Raw genomic sequence first — 14,657 nt, forward strand, 5'->3', positions numbered from 1 at the left:
GGGCCGTCGTCGTGGAACGGGTACCTACAGGTAGCCGGCGGTGGCGGGCACCAGGTCCTGCACGGTGCGCCCGCTCGCGGTGGCGCCGATCGCCGTCATCGTCCAGTCCCCGGAGCCGGCGCGCGACACCTTGGCCATGATCTGCGCGTTGTGTCGGCCGGAGCCGCTGAGGTCGTAGCGGGCGAGCTCCTCGTTGGTGGTCTCGTCGACGAGGCGGCAGAACGCGTTCTCGATCTGGGAGAAGTCCTGGCCGGTGAACGAGTTCACCGTGAAGACGATCTGCGCGATGCCCGGCGGGAGCCGGGTGAGGTCGACGATGACCGACTCGTCGTCGCCCTCACCGTCGCCGGTCAGGTTGTCGCCGGTGTGGCGCACCGAGCCGTCGCGGCTCTGCAGCTGCCGGAACCAGACGGCGTCGACGAGCTGGCCTGCGCCGTCGAACAGCAGGGCCGACGCGTCGAGGTCGATCGACTGCGACTTCGAACCGCCGAACAGGCCGCGCTTCTTCACCGCGTCCCATCCCAGGCCCATCCGCACGACGGTGAGGCTGCCGCCACCGCGCTTGGCCAGCGAGACCTTCTGGCCCTTGGTCATGTTCACGCTCATGCAATGGCTCCGTTCGGTTCACGGGTCATCCGGTGAGCCGGGAGGAACGGCGGCTGCCGCCCCTCCCGGTGTGTCACGTACGAGCTACTTGCGGACCTGGCTGCCGGACTCGGCGGCGGCAACCTCGTCGAGCGGCTGTTCGGTCTCGACGCCCTCCCGGGCCAGCCTGCGGTTGCGCAGGATGCTGGACAGGAAGGCCGCGCCGATGAACGCGACGCCGATGAGGCCGGTGATGATCTCGTTGACGTGGTAGCCGATGCCGACCAGCAGGATCACCGACAGGGCGCCGATGGCCCAGTGCGCACCGTGCTCGAGGTACACGTAGTCCTGCAGGGTGCCCTTGCGGACCAGGAACACCGTCAGCGAGCGGACGAACATGGCGCCGATGAGGCCCAGGCCGAGCGCGATGAGGATCGGGTCGGTCGTGATCGCGAAGGCGCCGATGACGCCGTCGAACGAGAACGCCGCGTCGAGGACCTCGAGGTAGAGGAACAGGAAGAAGCCGGCCTTGCCGGTGGCCTTCGCGAGGTTCGACGGGCCGCCGGACTTCGTCGCGGCCCCGTCCCCGGCCTCGTCCCCGTCGCCGCCGCCCGCGAGCGCGTCGGCGCCGCCGGCCGACTCGAACAGGTCACCCAGGCCATTGACCAGCAGGTAGGTGACGAGACCCAGCGAGCCCGCGACGAGCACCTTGCCGGGCTCGGCCGCCAGGGTGCTGGCGAGGACGACGAGCGCGCCGATGGCGATGACGACCGAGAGCCGGTTGAGCGCGCCGATCTTGGCGAGGGGACGCTCGAGCCAGGCCAGCCAGCGGTGCTCACGGTCCTCGAAGACCCAGTCGAGGAAGAGCATGAACAAGAACATGCCGCCGAACGCCGCGATCTCCGGGTACGCCTGGTTGAGCAGGTAGGCGTAGCTCGTCGGATCGGTCTCGGGTCGTTGCTCGAGGGCGAGCTGGAACGCCTCGATCGGGCCCAGGTTCGCCGTGATGCCCACGATGAGCAGCGGGAACACGAGCCGCATACCGAAGACGGCGATCAGGATGCCGATCGTCAGGAAGATCTTCTGCCAGAACGGGCTCATCCGCTCCAGCACGGTCGCGTTGACGACCGCGTTGTCGAAGGAGAGCGAAATCTCCAGGATGCCGAGGATCGCGCAGAGGATCAGCGCCTCGACACCGCCGTACAGGAAGGCGACGACGAGAGCCACGACCGTGACCGCGTACGACCATCCGAAGATTCGAAGGTTCATGTCCTCTGCTTCTGTTGCGCTCGTGTGGGGCCTCACGGCCCGGCGGGGCTCGTGCCCGTCACCGTTCGCGGCAACGGTATCGCCGGTGATCAGGACGCCGGTGGGCGGTCTCCCGAAAAGGGACGTCCCGTCCGATTCCAGTGTGCCCGGATCGTCGGGAGCGCGTGGCGGGCGTGGAGCAGGTCACCCGTCCGAGCACGCCCGGGGCGCGACGTCGCCCGGGGAGGCGCCGTCGTCGACCAGAACGACCTCGTACACCGGAAGGTTCCCGGGTGGGACGTTTCCGTCGTCGATCGTCGTACCGGCTACCCGCCCCACGACGCTCCAACCACCGTCAGGGCGACGACGTCGGACGCGGTACCGCGCGGCGGGACCGCCCGCCCAGCTGACGTGGACGACGCCGCCGGGGCCACGCTCGGCGCGCACCCGCGACGGTTCGGGTCCCCCCGGCCCCGGCTCCCCCGCGGCGGCCCGCGGCGCGTCGTCGGAGCGCACGGGTTCGGACGCGCGACCGTCGACCAGCGAGGTGACCCGGTAGACGGGCGCCTCGACGCCGGGTGGGGCGCCGCCGTCCTCGATCGTCGCGTCGGCGGTCCGGCCGACGACCCGCCACGCCCCCTCGGGTGTGAGTCGTTCCACCTTGTGGGTCACGCCGGCCTCGGCGGGCGGCTCCCAGAGCACCAGCACGGCGCCGGCGGCGTCGCGGGCGGCCGAGACCCAGACCGGGGCCGCGGGCGGCGCGCCCCGCGACAGCGCCTCGAACGCCGCCGCGTGGTCGGCGCAGGCCGCCAGCACCTGACGCAGCGCGCGCACGCGTTCCGTCGGCGGCCCCGACGGCACCCGCGCGAACGCGCGGTCGGCGGCGGCGACGTGCCCGTCGGCCTCCGCCACGGCGTCGGCGACGGTGCGCCCGTCGGGGCCCGGCACGTCCGAGGCGGTGCGCCGCAACCGGTCGGCGAGCGCGGCGGCCTCCACCCAGCGGTGGGCGGCGCGGGCCGAGTCGAGGACGACCCAGGTGCGGGCGGCCTCGGCGACGACGGTCTCGATCTGCGCGGCGAGCGCGCGGGCCTGGGTGCCGGGCGCGCCGTCGAGGCCCCGGACGTCGCCGAGCACCGCCGCCGCGGCGCGGGGCCGGCCCTCGCGCAGGGCGCGGCGGACCTCGCGCAGGTCGGGGCCCGTGAGCGCCGGAGCGGGGTCGCGACGGGGTGGCGCAGCCGCGCCGGGCACCGGTTCGACCTGCGCACCCAGCTCCGCGGCCAGCCGCGCGACGAGCGCCGCCGCGGCGGCCCGGTCCAAGCCCGCCTCGACGCCCGTGTCGACCAGATGGGCGTGGTCCTCGGCGACCAGCCGGTCCTCCACCAGCACGGCGGCCCGGACCTGCGGGCGGAGCGCGTCGGCGGCGTCGGCCTCCACGGCGGCGAGGTAGCCCGCGATCGCCCGCGGCCCGGCCTCCAGCAGGTCGGCAACGTGCACGAGCAGCTCGTCGACGACGACGCGCAGCCGGTCCGGCGGCAGCTCGCGGGCCCGGGTACGCCAGCCCGCGGCCCGCTCGCCGACCTCCTCCGGACCGGCGCCGGTGTCGAGGCCGAGCAGGGCGAGCAGCGTCGGCGGCGGGGTGGCGCCGGTGAGGCGGCCGAACTCGTCGAGCAGTGCTCGGACCTGACGCCGTCGTTCCGGGCCGACCACCGCGGCGTCCGGCGCGGGGGCCGCAGCAGCGGGCAGCAGCCGATGCCGGTTCAGCCGCGCCGACACCTCGGCCCGGTCGAGCCCGGCCAGGGCGCCGACGTCGTGCAGCCCCTCGACCTTGTCGGCCGGGACGCCGCCGTGCCGGTCGACGAGCCGGGCGATCGCGGCGTCGAGGAGCTGGTAGCGGGCCGCGTCGCGCTGCTCCCGCACGGCCCTCGCCGCCACGGCGGCCACCCGGCGCCGCCCGGGGTCGCGCAGGTCGGCGCTGCGGGCGTCGTGACCGGCGACCAGCTCCGCGACGAGCAGCCGGTACTTCGGATGGTCACGCTGGCGCTGCCAGAACCCCCACACCTCGTCGATGCGCGCCACCACGGCGGCGTCGTCGAGGGTGCCGGCGGCCGCGGCGTCGACGGGGATGTCGTAGAGCTCGAACGCGTCCGAGGTGTCGGGGCCGCCGCGCCGGTCGACCGCGGCGAGCACCCGCTTGCGGTAGCCGTTGGGGTCGAACGGTTCCAGGGTCACGGGGCGGTCAGCCACGACGGCGGGCCCGGCCCAGCTGGTCGCGTTCACGGGCGACCTCGGCCTGCGACAACGTCGCGCCGGTCGTCGCGGTGAGCTCCAGCGGCATCGCCGCGTCGACATGGAACGCGGTGACGTGCAGGACCCCGTCGAACCCCATCTCGAACGTCACCCGGATCTCCGACCCCTCGTCGTGACCGGGCGGGATGCCGGTGATCTCACCCTGGATGAGGATCTTGACGTCCTGGGTGCGCTGCGACTCGGCCTGGCCCTGCTGCTCGACGACCGTCAGCGCCACGACGGACTGGTCGGCCCGCACCGTCCCGAACGAGCGGCTGGTGCGCACCGGCAGGCGGTCGTTGCGGTGCACCAGCCACGACGGCTCCAGACGTCCGGCGTCGCTGACCGCGAGGACGCCGAACCCGCGCGACACGACGGTGTCGACGCGGATCTCCACGGCGCGGCGGACCTGCGCGAGGGGGACGGAGAAGGCGTCCGCGACGCGGCGGCACGCGTCGTCGAGGTCGGCCGAGGGGGCGTCCTCGACGGGGTCGCCGTCGCGCAGCCTCCCCCGGGTGCGCAGGTCGGCCGCGACCATGCGCTCCAGCTCCTTCTTCTCGCCGTACAGCGCGGCGCCGCGGGCGACGGCGAGGTCCGGGTCGTGCAGCAGCGGCTCCAGCCCGAGCTCGGCGCGCAGCGCCTCGGCCACCGACGGCATCCGCGACGACCCGCCGACGAGCAGCACCCGGTCGACCCGGTCGACGCCGCGACGGGCCGCCTCGGCCAGGCAGGACCGGGTCAGGTCGATCGTGCGGCGCAGCAGCGGCGCGGTCAGCTCGGTGAGCTCCGCGCGGGTCACCGGCACCGTGACCCGGGCACCGTCGTGGGCGACGACGACGTCGGTCCGGTCGGCGTCGGACAGCTCGTGCTTGGCCCGCTCGGCCGCGAGGACGAGCGCCTGGGCGCCGGCGGAGTCGTCGAGCGGGTCCTCGGCGCCGGGTGCGGCCTCGGCGAACCTCCGCGACAGGTGCAGCGCCAGCCGCTCGTCCCAGTCGGCACCGCCGAGCTGGTGGTCGCCCTCCACCGCGAGCACCGAGATGCGCCGGTCGGCCAGCTCGATGACGGCGACGTCGAAGGTGCCACCGCCGAGGTCGTAGACGAGGACGGTCTCCCCGTCGGCCTTCCTCATGCCCACGCCGCTCATGCCCACGCTGCCGTCGAGGCGGCCGAACCCGTAGGACAGGGCGGCGGCGATCGGCTCGGACAACACGTCGACGACGTCGAGGCCCGCGTAGACGCCGGCCTGCACCGTCGCGCGGCGTTCCTCGTCACCGAAGTAGGCGGGCACCGTGATGACGGCCGACGTCGGCTCCTCGCCGTCGGCGAAGCGGGCGTCGGCGACCAGGCTCGACAGGATCAGCGACGAGACCGCGGGTGCCGACCACGCCTTGCCGTGCGCGACGAACCGCCACGCCGCGTCGCCCATCCGGCGTTTGACCAGCGCGCACACGTGCTCCGGGTCGAGCCGCGCCTCACGGCGGGCGCCCTCGCCGACGACGTACTCGTCGCGGGACGCGAACAGCACGACCGACGGTGTGGTCGGCTCCCCCGACATCCCGGCGAGCACGACGGGGCTCCCGTCCGGGGCGATACGGGCGACGGCGGAGTTGGTCGTACCGAGATCGATACCGTGGACGGCCACGGCGCCAGGCTATCGATAGGTTCTGAAGGCGTGAGCGAACCTTCCCTGCGCGACGTCGCGGACAAGGTCGACGACGTCGCCCGGCTGCTCGCGCGGCAGGCCGCCGCGTCCTCCGCGCGTCCCGCCGCCCCCGGCCCGGGGCCCGACGTGGCGCTGCTCGTCGACCTGCACGCGTTGCGTTCCGACGCCATGACCTGCGCGTCGACGGCGGCGTCGACGCCGGACGCCGAGGCCTTCGAGGCGCTGGCCGCCGGCCTGGAGCGGGTCCTCGCGGGGCGTGGCGGGTTCGTCGTGACGCCCCTGCCCGGCGACGTGTTCGACGCCGCGACGATGGACGCTGCGGAGGTCGCGACGACCGACGACGACGCCCTCGACCGGACCGTCGCCGCGACCCTCACCGACGGGCTGCGCGCCGACGGCCGTTGTGTGCGGCCGGCGCGGGTGCGGGTGTACCGGGGATCGTCTCGTGAGTGACGGTGTCAGGTCACCTTATCCGCGAGCGCGACGGCCAGGTCGCAGTTGGCGGCGTCGGTGGCGAAGCCGACCGCGGCACCCGGCCCGGCGTCCGGGTCGAACTGGATCTGCGGGATCCCGCCCTCGCCGCCCGCCGTCGTCGACACGTAGACCAGCAGGTCCCCGCGGCGGACCAAGGCACCCGCCGAGCTGGTGCCGTCGCCGGTCGTGCAGAACGCCTCGTCGCCCGCCGCCACGGACTTCGCGAAGTACGCCGACGATGACACCGTGATCCCGTTGCCGCGGTCCTCGCTCGTGCCCTTCGCCTTCGTCAGCTCGGCCTGGAAGCGGGCCGCCGCGTCGCCGCCGGAGTAGCGGGCGATCCGCGCGAGCTTGCCCAGGTCGGTGTCGCCCTGCCCGCTCTGCACCGCCCAGCACGTCTCGGCGTCGGGCAGCACCCGCGAGTCGAGGATCGGCGCCGCGAACGACCCGACCCCGCCCATGGAGACCACGTCGAAGTTCCCGCCGAGCACGGCGTCGACGTCGTCCTTCGACACCGCCGGGCAGTCGCCGCCCGCTCCTCCGGTCACACCCGCCGCGACGCTGGTCACGGCCCGGTAGGCGAAGAAGCCTCCCGCACCGATCAGCACGACCAGGACCACCACGACGACCGCCACGATCTTCCCGGTGTTGCTCCTGCGGGGAGGTGAGGGCGGAGGTGGGTAGCTCCCGCCCCTCTGCGGGCCGAGCGGGTAGCCGCCGCCGGGCGGCGGGTACCCACCCTGCGGCCCCGGAAGCGGCCCCGGAGGCGGCCCCGGAGGCGGCCCGAAAGGCGCCCCGGGAGGCGGGCCGGGCGGCGGGGGCGGGTACCAGCGGCCGTCGGGCCCCTGCGTCCAACCGGGAGTGCTCACGGCAGGTCTCCGTTCCCCTACACCGGCCACACACGCCCAGGTCCGGGACGCGCGACTCGCGCGACATTGTCCGCGGAACCGACACCGGCCCCACACCGGGGCCCTGTCACGGCTGCGGCGGCTCCGGGTCGCGGGCGCGTTCCATCCGCACCAGCTGCACGCCCGCGTCGTCGACGACCGTGCCCGTGGCCCGGTAGCCCGCCGCACCGTAGAAACGCAGGTTGTCGTCGCTGCGGGAACCCGTGACCAGCCAGAACAACCCGACCGACGCGGGCGCCGCGGCGTGCAGGGCCTGGAGCAGGGCCCGGCCGACTCCCCCGCCCTGGACGTCGGGCGCCACGGTGAACCGCACGACCTCCATCGCAGCGCCGTCGGCCCGCCCGCGGACCGACCCGACGAGGCGCGGCCCCAGCCACGCCGCCCGCGCCACGAGCGCGGGCCCGACGCCGGCGAGATCGGCGCGGATCTCCTGCACGGTCTCGCGCAGCGGCGGGATACCGGGCGCGTGGTAGCGCTGCGCCTCGGTGACGTAGGCGGCGCGCTGCACCGTCAGCATCTCGCCGGCGTGTTCGGGGGCCGGCGTCGCGATCCGCAGTTCCGGCGCACGATCGGGAGCTGCCATGACGGCGACCCTAGGAGGGTGCTGAACAACTCCGGCCGTCGCGCAGTAGGTCCGAGTTGTGCAGCGCGCTCCTAGCCCCAGGCGAAATCGATCAGTGCGTGCCGGCGCGGAACGGCAGGTCGTCGAACGGGTCCGACGATCCGCCCTCGTCGTGCAGCTCGAAATGCATCACCCGCGCCCAGGCGCCCTCTTTGGTCTCCGACGGCTGGATCGCGTCGGCGACGACCGAGTGCGACCGCGTCGCGAGGAAGTCGAACACCGGGTCGAAAGCGGGGTCGGTCATCTCCGTGAGGAGCGAGAACTCCGCGATGACGAGCGACCCGACCACAACGGCGTCGACCACGCCGACGTTCGCCGCGAGCACCGTCAACTCCTCGTTGTCCACTCCTCGATGTTGCATGCAAAGGGTGGGTAAAGCAAGTCCAAAGGTGGTCGGAATGGCGCTGCTCTCGTATTCGAATCGGAAAAGAATACGAAATGCAGCGAACCCGAAATCGAGACGGAATCACCTGTACGGTGACGATCCCGACGAACGGGCCGGGTCCCGGCGGCCGACGGTCAGGCGTCGACCGCCTCCATGACCTCGTCGCTCACGTCGAAGTTGGCGTACACGTTCTGGACCTCGTCGGAGTCCTCGAGCGCGTCGATCAGCCTGAAGACCTTCTTCGCGCCCTCGGCGTCGAGCTCGACCTGCATCGTCGGCAGGAACGTCGGGTCGGCCGAGTCGTAGTCGATACCCGCGTCGACCAGCGCCGTGCGGACGGCGACGAGGTCGGTGGCCTCGGAGACGACCTCGAAGGACTCCCCCAGGTCGTTCACCTCCTCGGCACCCGCGTCGAGCACCGCCAGCAGCACGTCGTCCTCGGCGAGGCCGTTCTTCGGCACGATCACGACGCCCTTGCGGTTGAACAGGTACGCCACGGAGCCCGGGTCGGCCATCGCACCGCCGTTGCGGGTCATCGCCGTGCGCACCTCGGTGGCGGCGCGGTTGCGGTTGTCGGTGAGGCACTCGATCAGCAACGCGACACCGTTGGGGCCGTAGCCCTCGTAGGTGATGTTCTGGTAGTCGGCGCCCCCGGCGTCGGCGCCCGAACCCCGCTTGACGGCGCGGTCGATGTTGTCGTTGGGGACCGAGCTCTTCTTCGCCTTCTGGATCGCGTCGAACAGCGTCGGGTTGCCGTCGGGGTCACCGCCACCGGTGCGCGCCGCGACCTCGATGTTCTTGATCAGCTTGGCGAACATCTTGCCCCGGCGGGCATCGATGACGGCCTTCTTGTGCTTGGTCGTCGCCCATTTGGAGTGGCCACTCATCGGCTGTCGCTTCCTTCCCGCTGCTCACGTGCGGCACACCTCGGCAACCGGGCCGGGCCCCACGGGAGCCGCGCAGCCGGGAACAGACCGAACCTGCCGGAACCGTTCGATCCTACCGGCGGGCCGCGACGGCCTCGCGCACCATGTCGCAGAACAGGGCGTGGACCCGGGTGTCGCCGGTCAGCTCCGGGTGGAACGCCGTCGCGAGGACCGTGCCCTGACGCACCGCCACCACCCGGCCCGCCGCCTCCCCGGCATCCTGCCCGGCGCTGGTGACGGGCGGGACCGAGGCGAGGATCTCGACGTCGGCACCGACCTTCTCCACCCACGGCGCCCGGATGAACACGGCACGCACCGGGGCGCCCTCGACGCCGTCGAAGTCGAGATCGGTCTCGAACGAGTCGACCTGGCGGCCGAACGCGTTGCGGCGCACCACGACGTCGAGCCCACCGAGCTGCTGCTGGTCGGGGCGCCCGTCCAGCACCTCAGAGGCCAGCAGGATCATGCCCGCGCACGAGCCGTAGGCGGGCATGCCGTCGCCGATGCGGGCGCGCAGCGGCTCGAGCAGCTCGAACACCCCGAGCAGGTTGCTCATCGTAGTCGACTCCCCGCCGGGGATGACGAGCCCGTCGACGGCGGCCAGCTCGGCGGCCCGGCGCACCGGGCGCGCCTCCGCGCCGCAGCCGGACAGCGCGGACAGGTGTTCACGGACGTCGCCCTGCAGGGCGAGGACTCCGACGACGGGGGCGTTCACAGGCGTCCAGGATAGTCGTCGTGATCGAGGTGGAGCGGCACCCTCACGCGGGCCGACCTGTGGGCCCGGCCTCCGTCGCCGCCCGCGCCGCCGCGGCCCGCACCGCCTCGGCCACCGCGGGCGCGACCGAGGTGTCGAACACGCTCGGCACGATGAACGACGGGTTCGGCTCGGCGACGACGTCGGCGATCGCGGCCGACGCGGCGAGCAGCATCGCGTCGGTGATGTCGCGGGCGTGCGCGTCGAGCAGACCGCGGAACACACCCGGGAACGCGAGCACGTTGTTGATCTGGTTCGGGTAGTCCGACCGGCCCGTGGCCACCACCGACGCGTGCTGGTGCGCGACCGCCGGGTCGATCTCCGGGTCGGGGTTGGCGAGCGCGAAGACGACGGCGTCGTCGGCCATCGTGGCCACCTCGGTGGCGCCGAACAGGTTCGGCGCGGACACCCCGATGAACACGTCGGCGCCGACGAGCGCGTCGGCCAGCGAGCCGGACCTGTTCTGCGCGTTGGTGATCGAGGCGATCTCGACGAGGTTCGCGTCCATCCCTGCGCGCTCGCGGTGCACGATGCCGTCGACGTCGACTGCGAGGACGTCGGCGGTCTGCTCGGAGGTGAGCAGCCGGATGATCGCCGAACCCGCGGCGCCCACCCCGCAGACGACGACGCGGACGTCGGCGAACTTCTTGCCCACCACGCGCAGCGCGTTCCGCAGCGCCGCGAGCACGACGACGGCGGTGCCGTGCTGGTCGTCGTGGAAGACGGGGATGTCGAGCAGCTCGCGCAGCCGGCGCTCGATCTCGAAACAGCGCGGCGCGGCGATGTCCTCGAGGTTGATGCCGCCGTAGGCCGGCGCGAGGATCTGGACGGTCCGGATGATCTCCTCGGTGTCCTGGGTGTCCAGGCACACCGGCCACGCGTCGACCCCGGCGAACCGCTTGAACAACGCCGCCTTGCCCTCCATCACCGGCATCGCCGCGGCCGCGCCGAGGTTGCCCAGGCCCAGCACCGCCGAACCGTCGGTGACGACGGCGACCGTGTTGCGCTTGATCGTCAGCCGCCGGGCGTCGGCGGGGTTGGCCGCGATGGCCTGGCAGACCCGCGCGACACCGGGGGTGTAGGCGCGGGACAGGTCGTCACGGTTGCGGAGGCTGACCTTCGACTGGATCTCGATCTTGCCACCGAGGTGCAGGAGGAACGTCCGGTCGGACACCTTGCGCACCGAGACGCCGGGCAGTGCCTCGAGCGCGGCGGTGATCTCGTCGGCGTGCGTCTCGTTGAGGGCGTTGCAGCTGATGTCGACGACGATCGCGTCGGTCCGCGCCTCGACGACGTCGTAGGCGGTGACGACACCGCCGACGCGGCCGACCGCGACGGCGAGGTCGCCTGCGGCGCTGGCGGATGCGGGCGCCTCGACGCGCGCGGTGATGGCATAACCGGGACCGGGGATGGGCACGGCCGAGGACCCTACTCCCGGGCGGAATACCGATTCCGGGGTTGTGACGGACCCGGCACGGGTGTGGAATCGAGCACAGCCCGGCGCAACGGGGCGCCGCGCTCCACACCACCGGTGGAGGTGGTCGCGATGGCCGGCAGAGCAGACAGCGGGCAACGTGCGGGGACCGGTCGGGCCCCCGCCGTCACCGATCCCGCCCACGTGCGCAACGTGGTCCTCGTCGGACCCAGCGGAGCAGGGAAGACGACGCTCGTCGAGGCCCTGCTGGCCCACACCGGCGTCATCCCCCGGCAGGGCACCGTCCTCGACGGGACGACCGTCTGCGACCACGACCCGGCCGCCGTCCGGCAGCAGCGCTCCGTCGCCCTGTCCGTCGCCCCCTTCGTCCACGGTGAGACGAAGATCAACCTGATCGACACCCCCGGGTACGGCGACTTCGTCGGCGAGCTGCGCGCCGGGCTGCGCGCCGCCGACGCCGCCCTCTTCGTCATCCCCGCGTCGGAGGGCCACGAGGGCGCGGTCGACCCCGCGACGGTCGCGCAGTGGGAGGAGTGCGCCGAGGTCGGGATGCCGCGCGCGGTCGTCGTCGCCCGGTGCGACCACGCCCGCGCCTCCCTGGAGGCGACGATCGACGCCTGCCGCGACGCGTTCGGTGCCGGCGTCGCCCCCCTCTACCTGCCGATCCGGTCCGCCGACGGCGGGCTCGCCGACCTCTACGGGCTGCTCTCCCAGACCCCGGAGGGCGCCGCACCCGACGGTGCCGACGACGCCCGCGGCGAGCTCATCGAGGGCATCATCGAGCAGTCCGAGGACGAGTCGCTCATGGAGCGCTACCTCGGCGGCGAGGACATCGAGGTCGCCACGCTGACCGACGACCTCGAGACGGCCGTCGCACGCGGTTCGTTCCATCCCGTCGTCCCCGTCTGCGCGTCCAGCGGCATCGGGCTCGACGCACTGCTCGAGGTCGTCGTCGGGGGCTTCCCGTCGCCGCTGGAGCACCCGCTCCCCCGGGTGTCGGGTGTCGACGGCAGCTCCCACGACGTACTGGCCGCCGACCCCGCCGGGCCGCTGGCCGCCGAGGTCGTGCGCACCTCCGCCGACGCCTACGTCGGCCGGGTCTCGCTGGTCCGCGTCTTCTCCGGCACCCTGCGCCCCGATGCCACCGTGCACGTCAGCGGGCACATCCCGGTCCAGCGCACCCCGTCCGACGACGGCGTCCCCGGTGAGATCGCCGACGACAACGGCCACGACGCCGACGAACGCCTCGCCCACGTCTACTCACCGCTCGGCGCGACGCTGCGCGAGGTCGACGCCTGCATCGCCGGGGACATCTGCGCACTCACCAAGCTCGGGTCCGCCGAGACCGGCGACACCGTCTCCGCCGCCGACCACCCGCTGCTGCTGCAGGCCTGGGACCTGCCCGACCCGCTGCTGCCCGTCGCGGTGGTCGCCCACTCGCGCGGCGACGAGGACGCGCTGATCAAGACACTGTCCAAGATCGTCGCCGCCGACCCGACCCTGCGCCTGGAACGCAACTCCGAGACCCACCAGACCGTGCTGTGGTGCATGGGCGAGGCGCACGCCGACGTCGTGCTGTCGCGGCTGCGCGCCGGTGGCGCCGAGGTCGACACCGAACCCGTCCGCGTCCCCATGCGGGTGTCGTTGGCGCGCAAGGGAAAGGTCACCGGGCGGCACGTCAAGCAGTCGGGCGGGCACGGCCAGTACGCCGTGTGCCACGTCGAGTTCGAACCCATGCCGCGCGGCAGCGGGTTCGTGTTCGCGTCCAAGGTCGTCGGCGGCTCGGTCCCGACGCAGTTCGTGCCGAGCGTCGAGAAGGGCATCCGCGCCCAGCTCGAACGGGGGCTCACCGCCGGCGGCGAGACCTCCTACCCGGTGCTCGACGTCAAGGCCACGCTCGTCGACGGCAAGGCGCACAGTGTCGACTCGTCCGACGCCGCGTTCCAGACCGCCGGCGGGCTCGCGCTGCGCGAGGCCGCCGAGGTGTGCGGCACCGTCCTGCTCGAACCGCTCGACGAGGTGCGCATCCGCATCCCCGACGAGCACCTCGGCTCGGTGCTGGGCGACCTCTCCTCACGACGCGGACGCGTCCTGGGCACCGAGGTCGCGGGCACCGGCCGCACCCTGGTGGTCGCCGAGATCCCGGCGGTGGAACTGCTGCGCTACGCCGTCGACCTGCGGGCCACCACGTCCGGCACGGCGACGTTCACCCGCACCTTCGCCCGCTACGACGCCGCCCCGGCCTCGGTGGGCACCTGACCCCTGTGAGTGGCAATAGTCGCTATAGCGACTATTGCCAGTCACGAGGTCGGGGTCACGGGATCCCGAGCAGTCGAAGCCCGGCCGTCGTCCCCGCGGCCAGCAGCACGACCAGCACGAACGGCACCTTGAGCAACGCCGACAGTGCTCCGACCGCGACCCCGGCCGGGCGCGCCCAGCCCGTGAACCCGCCCCCCTCGGTGAGCGCGGCCGTCGCGGCGAGGGCCACGAGCAACGCCGTGGCGCCCAGGTCGAGCAACCGCTGCACCCGCTCCGGCACCTCGACGCGCCCGCGCAGCAACAGTCCCGAGAGCCTCATCAGATAGGTGCCGACCCCCAGCACCAGCACCGCCGTCCAGGTCACGACGCCACCTTCGTCCCCGGCGCGCTCTTCGTCACCGGCGCGCCACCCGCCAGGGCCAGACCCGCGAGCCCTGCCAGGACCGGCAGTCCCGGCGGCAGGAACGGCGTCGCCACCAGGGCGACCGCCGCCGCACCGAGCCCGACCCGCCGCGCGTCGGCGGCGCGCAGGCCGGGCAGCAACAGCGCGAGCAACGCCGCGGGGAAGGCGGAGTCGATCCCGAACGAGTTCGGGTCCGGCACCGCCGCACCCGCGACGGCGCCGACGATCGTGCCGACGTTCCACAGCATGAAGAACGAGATGCCGCAGGCCCAGAACGCGCGGCGGGCCCGCGGACCCGTTCCGCGCGCCCGGGAGAACGCGACCGCCTCGTCGATCAGGACGTGCGCGCCGAGAACCCGGCCCGGCGACCGGTCGGCGACGACGGGTGCCATCGCGAGCCCGAACGGGATGTGCCGCGCGTTGAGCAGCAGCCCACCCACCACCGCGGCGAGCACTCCCCCACCTGCGGCGACGACCGCGACCACGAGGAACTGCGACCCGCCCGCGAACACGATCAACGACATGCCGGCGACGATCGGCAACGGGATGCCCGCCGCGGCCGCCAGCGCGCCGAACGACGCCCCGACCACGCCAAGGGCGGCCGCGAGGGCGAGGACGTCGCGCAGGTCGGCGCGCGACCCGTCGGTCGAGCCCTCCGGCGTGGGTGTTCGACGAAACGAACGCATGGTGTCCTACACTGAACACCTCG

14 protein-coding genes are annotated in these 14,657 nt (G+C 73.4%); 2 read left to right on the forward strand and 12 right to left on the reverse strand.

Annotated features, from left to right (window positions below; translation table 11 throughout):
• Nucleotides 1-24: 24 nt before the first annotated feature.
• The 4 genes from PSU4_RS03945 to PSU4_RS03960 all read right to left on the reverse strand — a co-directional run bounded on the left by PSU4_RS03945 (nt 25) and on the right by PSU4_RS03960 (nt 5,761).
• Nucleotides 25-606 (reverse strand): TerD family protein, encoded by a 582-nt coding sequence (locus PSU4_RS03945; RefSeq protein ID WP_147102575.1) that lies wholly within the window; start codon nt 604-606, stop codon nt 25-27.
• Between the two features lie 84 nt (nt 607-690).
• Nucleotides 691-1,854, reverse strand: a complete 1,164-nt coding sequence (locus PSU4_RS03950; protein WP_147102576.1) for a DUF475 domain-containing protein — start codon at nt 1,852-1,854, stop codon at nt 691-693.
• Between the two features lie 183 nt (nt 1,855-2,037).
• Nucleotides 2,038-4,110, reverse strand: a complete 2,073-nt coding sequence (locus tag PSU4_RS03955) for an Ig-like domain repeat protein (RefSeq protein ID WP_147102577.1) — start codon at nt 4,108-4,110, stop codon at nt 2,038-2,040.
• Nucleotides 4,070-5,761: an Hsp70 family protein gene (locus tag PSU4_RS03960; protein WP_147102578.1), complete on the reverse strand. Its 1,692-nt coding sequence runs from the start codon at nt 5,759-5,761 to the stop codon at nt 4,070-4,072. The genes PSU4_RS03955 and PSU4_RS03960 overlap by 41 nt, the downstream gene beginning before the upstream one ends.
• Before the next feature lie 30 nt (nt 5,762-5,791).
• Here PSU4_RS03960 and PSU4_RS03965 point away from each other — a divergent pair, with 30 nt between their 5' ends.
• Nucleotides 5,792-6,235, forward strand: a complete 444-nt coding sequence (locus tag PSU4_RS03965; protein WP_147102579.1) for a nucleotide exchange factor GrpE — start codon at nt 5,792-5,794, stop codon at nt 6,233-6,235.
• A gap of 5 nt (nt 6,236-6,240) precedes the next feature.
• Here PSU4_RS03965 and PSU4_RS03970 read toward each other — a convergent pair whose 3' ends face one another.
• From PSU4_RS03970 to PSU4_RS03995, 6 genes are all read right to left on the reverse strand, one after another.
• Entirely contained in the window at nt 6,241-6,891 is a 651-nt protein-coding gene (locus tag PSU4_RS03970) for a hypothetical protein (RefSeq protein ID WP_147102580.1), read from the reverse strand.
• A 340-nt stretch (nt 6,892-7,231) separates the two neighbouring features.
• Nucleotides 7,232-7,747 carry a GNAT family N-acetyltransferase gene (locus PSU4_RS03975; protein WP_147102581.1) on the reverse strand — a complete coding sequence of 172 codons (516 nt, stop codon included), beginning with the start codon at nt 7,745-7,747 and terminating at the stop codon, nt 7,232-7,234.
• A 91-nt stretch (nt 7,748-7,838) separates the two neighbouring features.
• Nucleotides 7,839-8,132 (reverse strand): hypothetical protein, encoded by a 294-nt coding sequence (locus tag PSU4_RS03980; RefSeq protein ID WP_147102582.1) that lies wholly within the window; start codon nt 8,130-8,132, stop codon nt 7,839-7,841.
• Nucleotides 8,133-8,305: 173 nt separating this feature from the next.
• Nucleotides 8,306-9,058, reverse strand: a complete 753-nt coding sequence (locus PSU4_RS03985) for a YebC/PmpR family DNA-binding transcriptional regulator (protein WP_147102583.1) — start codon at nt 9,056-9,058, stop codon at nt 8,306-8,308.
• A 112-nt stretch (nt 9,059-9,170) separates the two neighbouring features.
• Nucleotides 9,171-9,812: a pyridoxal 5'-phosphate synthase glutaminase subunit PdxT gene (gene pdxT / locus PSU4_RS03990; RefSeq protein WP_147102584.1), complete on the reverse strand. Its 642-nt coding sequence runs from the start codon at nt 9,810-9,812 to the stop codon at nt 9,171-9,173.
• A 43-nt stretch (nt 9,813-9,855) separates the two neighbouring features.
• The gene (locus tag PSU4_RS03995) at nt 9,856-11,268 is read right to left on the reverse strand and encodes an NAD-dependent malic enzyme (RefSeq protein ID WP_147102585.1); all 1,413 of its coding nucleotides are present in this window, start codon (nt 11,266-11,268) and stop codon (nt 9,856-9,858) included.
• A gap of 129 nt (nt 11,269-11,397) precedes the next feature.
• Between PSU4_RS03995 and PSU4_RS04000 the strand changes: the two genes are divergently transcribed.
• The gene (locus PSU4_RS04000) at nt 11,398-13,545 is read left to right on the forward strand and encodes an elongation factor G-like protein EF-G2 (RefSeq protein ID WP_147102586.1); all 2,148 of its coding nucleotides are present in this window, start codon (nt 11,398-11,400) and stop codon (nt 13,543-13,545) included.
• Between the two features lie 55 nt (nt 13,546-13,600).
• Here the strand turns inward: PSU4_RS04000 and PSU4_RS04005 are convergent, their stop codons facing one another.
• Nucleotides 13,601-13,909, reverse strand: coding sequence for an AzlD domain-containing protein (locus PSU4_RS04005; protein WP_147102587.1), 309 nt, complete (start codon nt 13,907-13,909; stop codon nt 13,601-13,603).
• Complete coding sequence (locus PSU4_RS04010; protein WP_147102588.1) at nt 13,906-14,634, reverse strand: AzlC family ABC transporter permease; 729 nt, start codon at nt 14,632-14,634, stop codon at nt 13,906-13,908. Before PSU4_RS04010 ends, PSU4_RS04005 begins: the two co-directional genes overlap by 4 nt.
• Between the last annotated feature and the right edge of the window lie 23 nt (nt 14,635-14,657).

The organism is Pseudonocardia sulfidoxydans NBRC 16205 (assembly GCF_007989085.1).
In the GTDB taxonomy this organism is placed as follows: Bacteria; Actinomycetota; Actinomycetes; order Mycobacteriales; family Pseudonocardiaceae; genus Pseudonocardia; species Pseudonocardia sulfidoxydans.

Excerpts from the sequence above, each read along its gene's own strand:
- PSU4_RS04000 (WP_147102586.1), top strand. The coding sequence starts at position 11,398 with ATGGCCGGCAGAGCAGACAGCGGGCAACGTGCGGGGACCGGTCGGGCC.
- PSU4_RS03975 (WP_147102581.1), bottom strand. The coding sequence starts at position 7,747 with ATGGCAGCTCCCGATCGTGCGCCGGAACTGCGGATCGCGACGCCGGCC.
- PSU4_RS03945 (WP_147102575.1), bottom strand. The coding sequence starts at position 606 with ATGAGCGTGAACATGACCAAGGGCCAGAAGGTCTCGCTGGCCAAGCGC.
- PSU4_RS03985 (WP_147102583.1), bottom strand. The coding sequence starts at position 9,058 with ATGAGTGGCCACTCCAAATGGGCGACGACCAAGCACAAGAAGGCCGTC.
- PSU4_RS04010 (WP_147102588.1), bottom strand. The coding sequence starts at position 14,634 with ATGCGTTCGTTTCGTCGAACACCCACGCCGGAGGGCTCGACCGACGGG.
- PSU4_RS03950 (WP_147102576.1), bottom strand. The coding sequence starts at position 1,854 with ATGAACCTTCGAATCTTCGGATGGTCGTACGCGGTCACGGTCGTGGCT.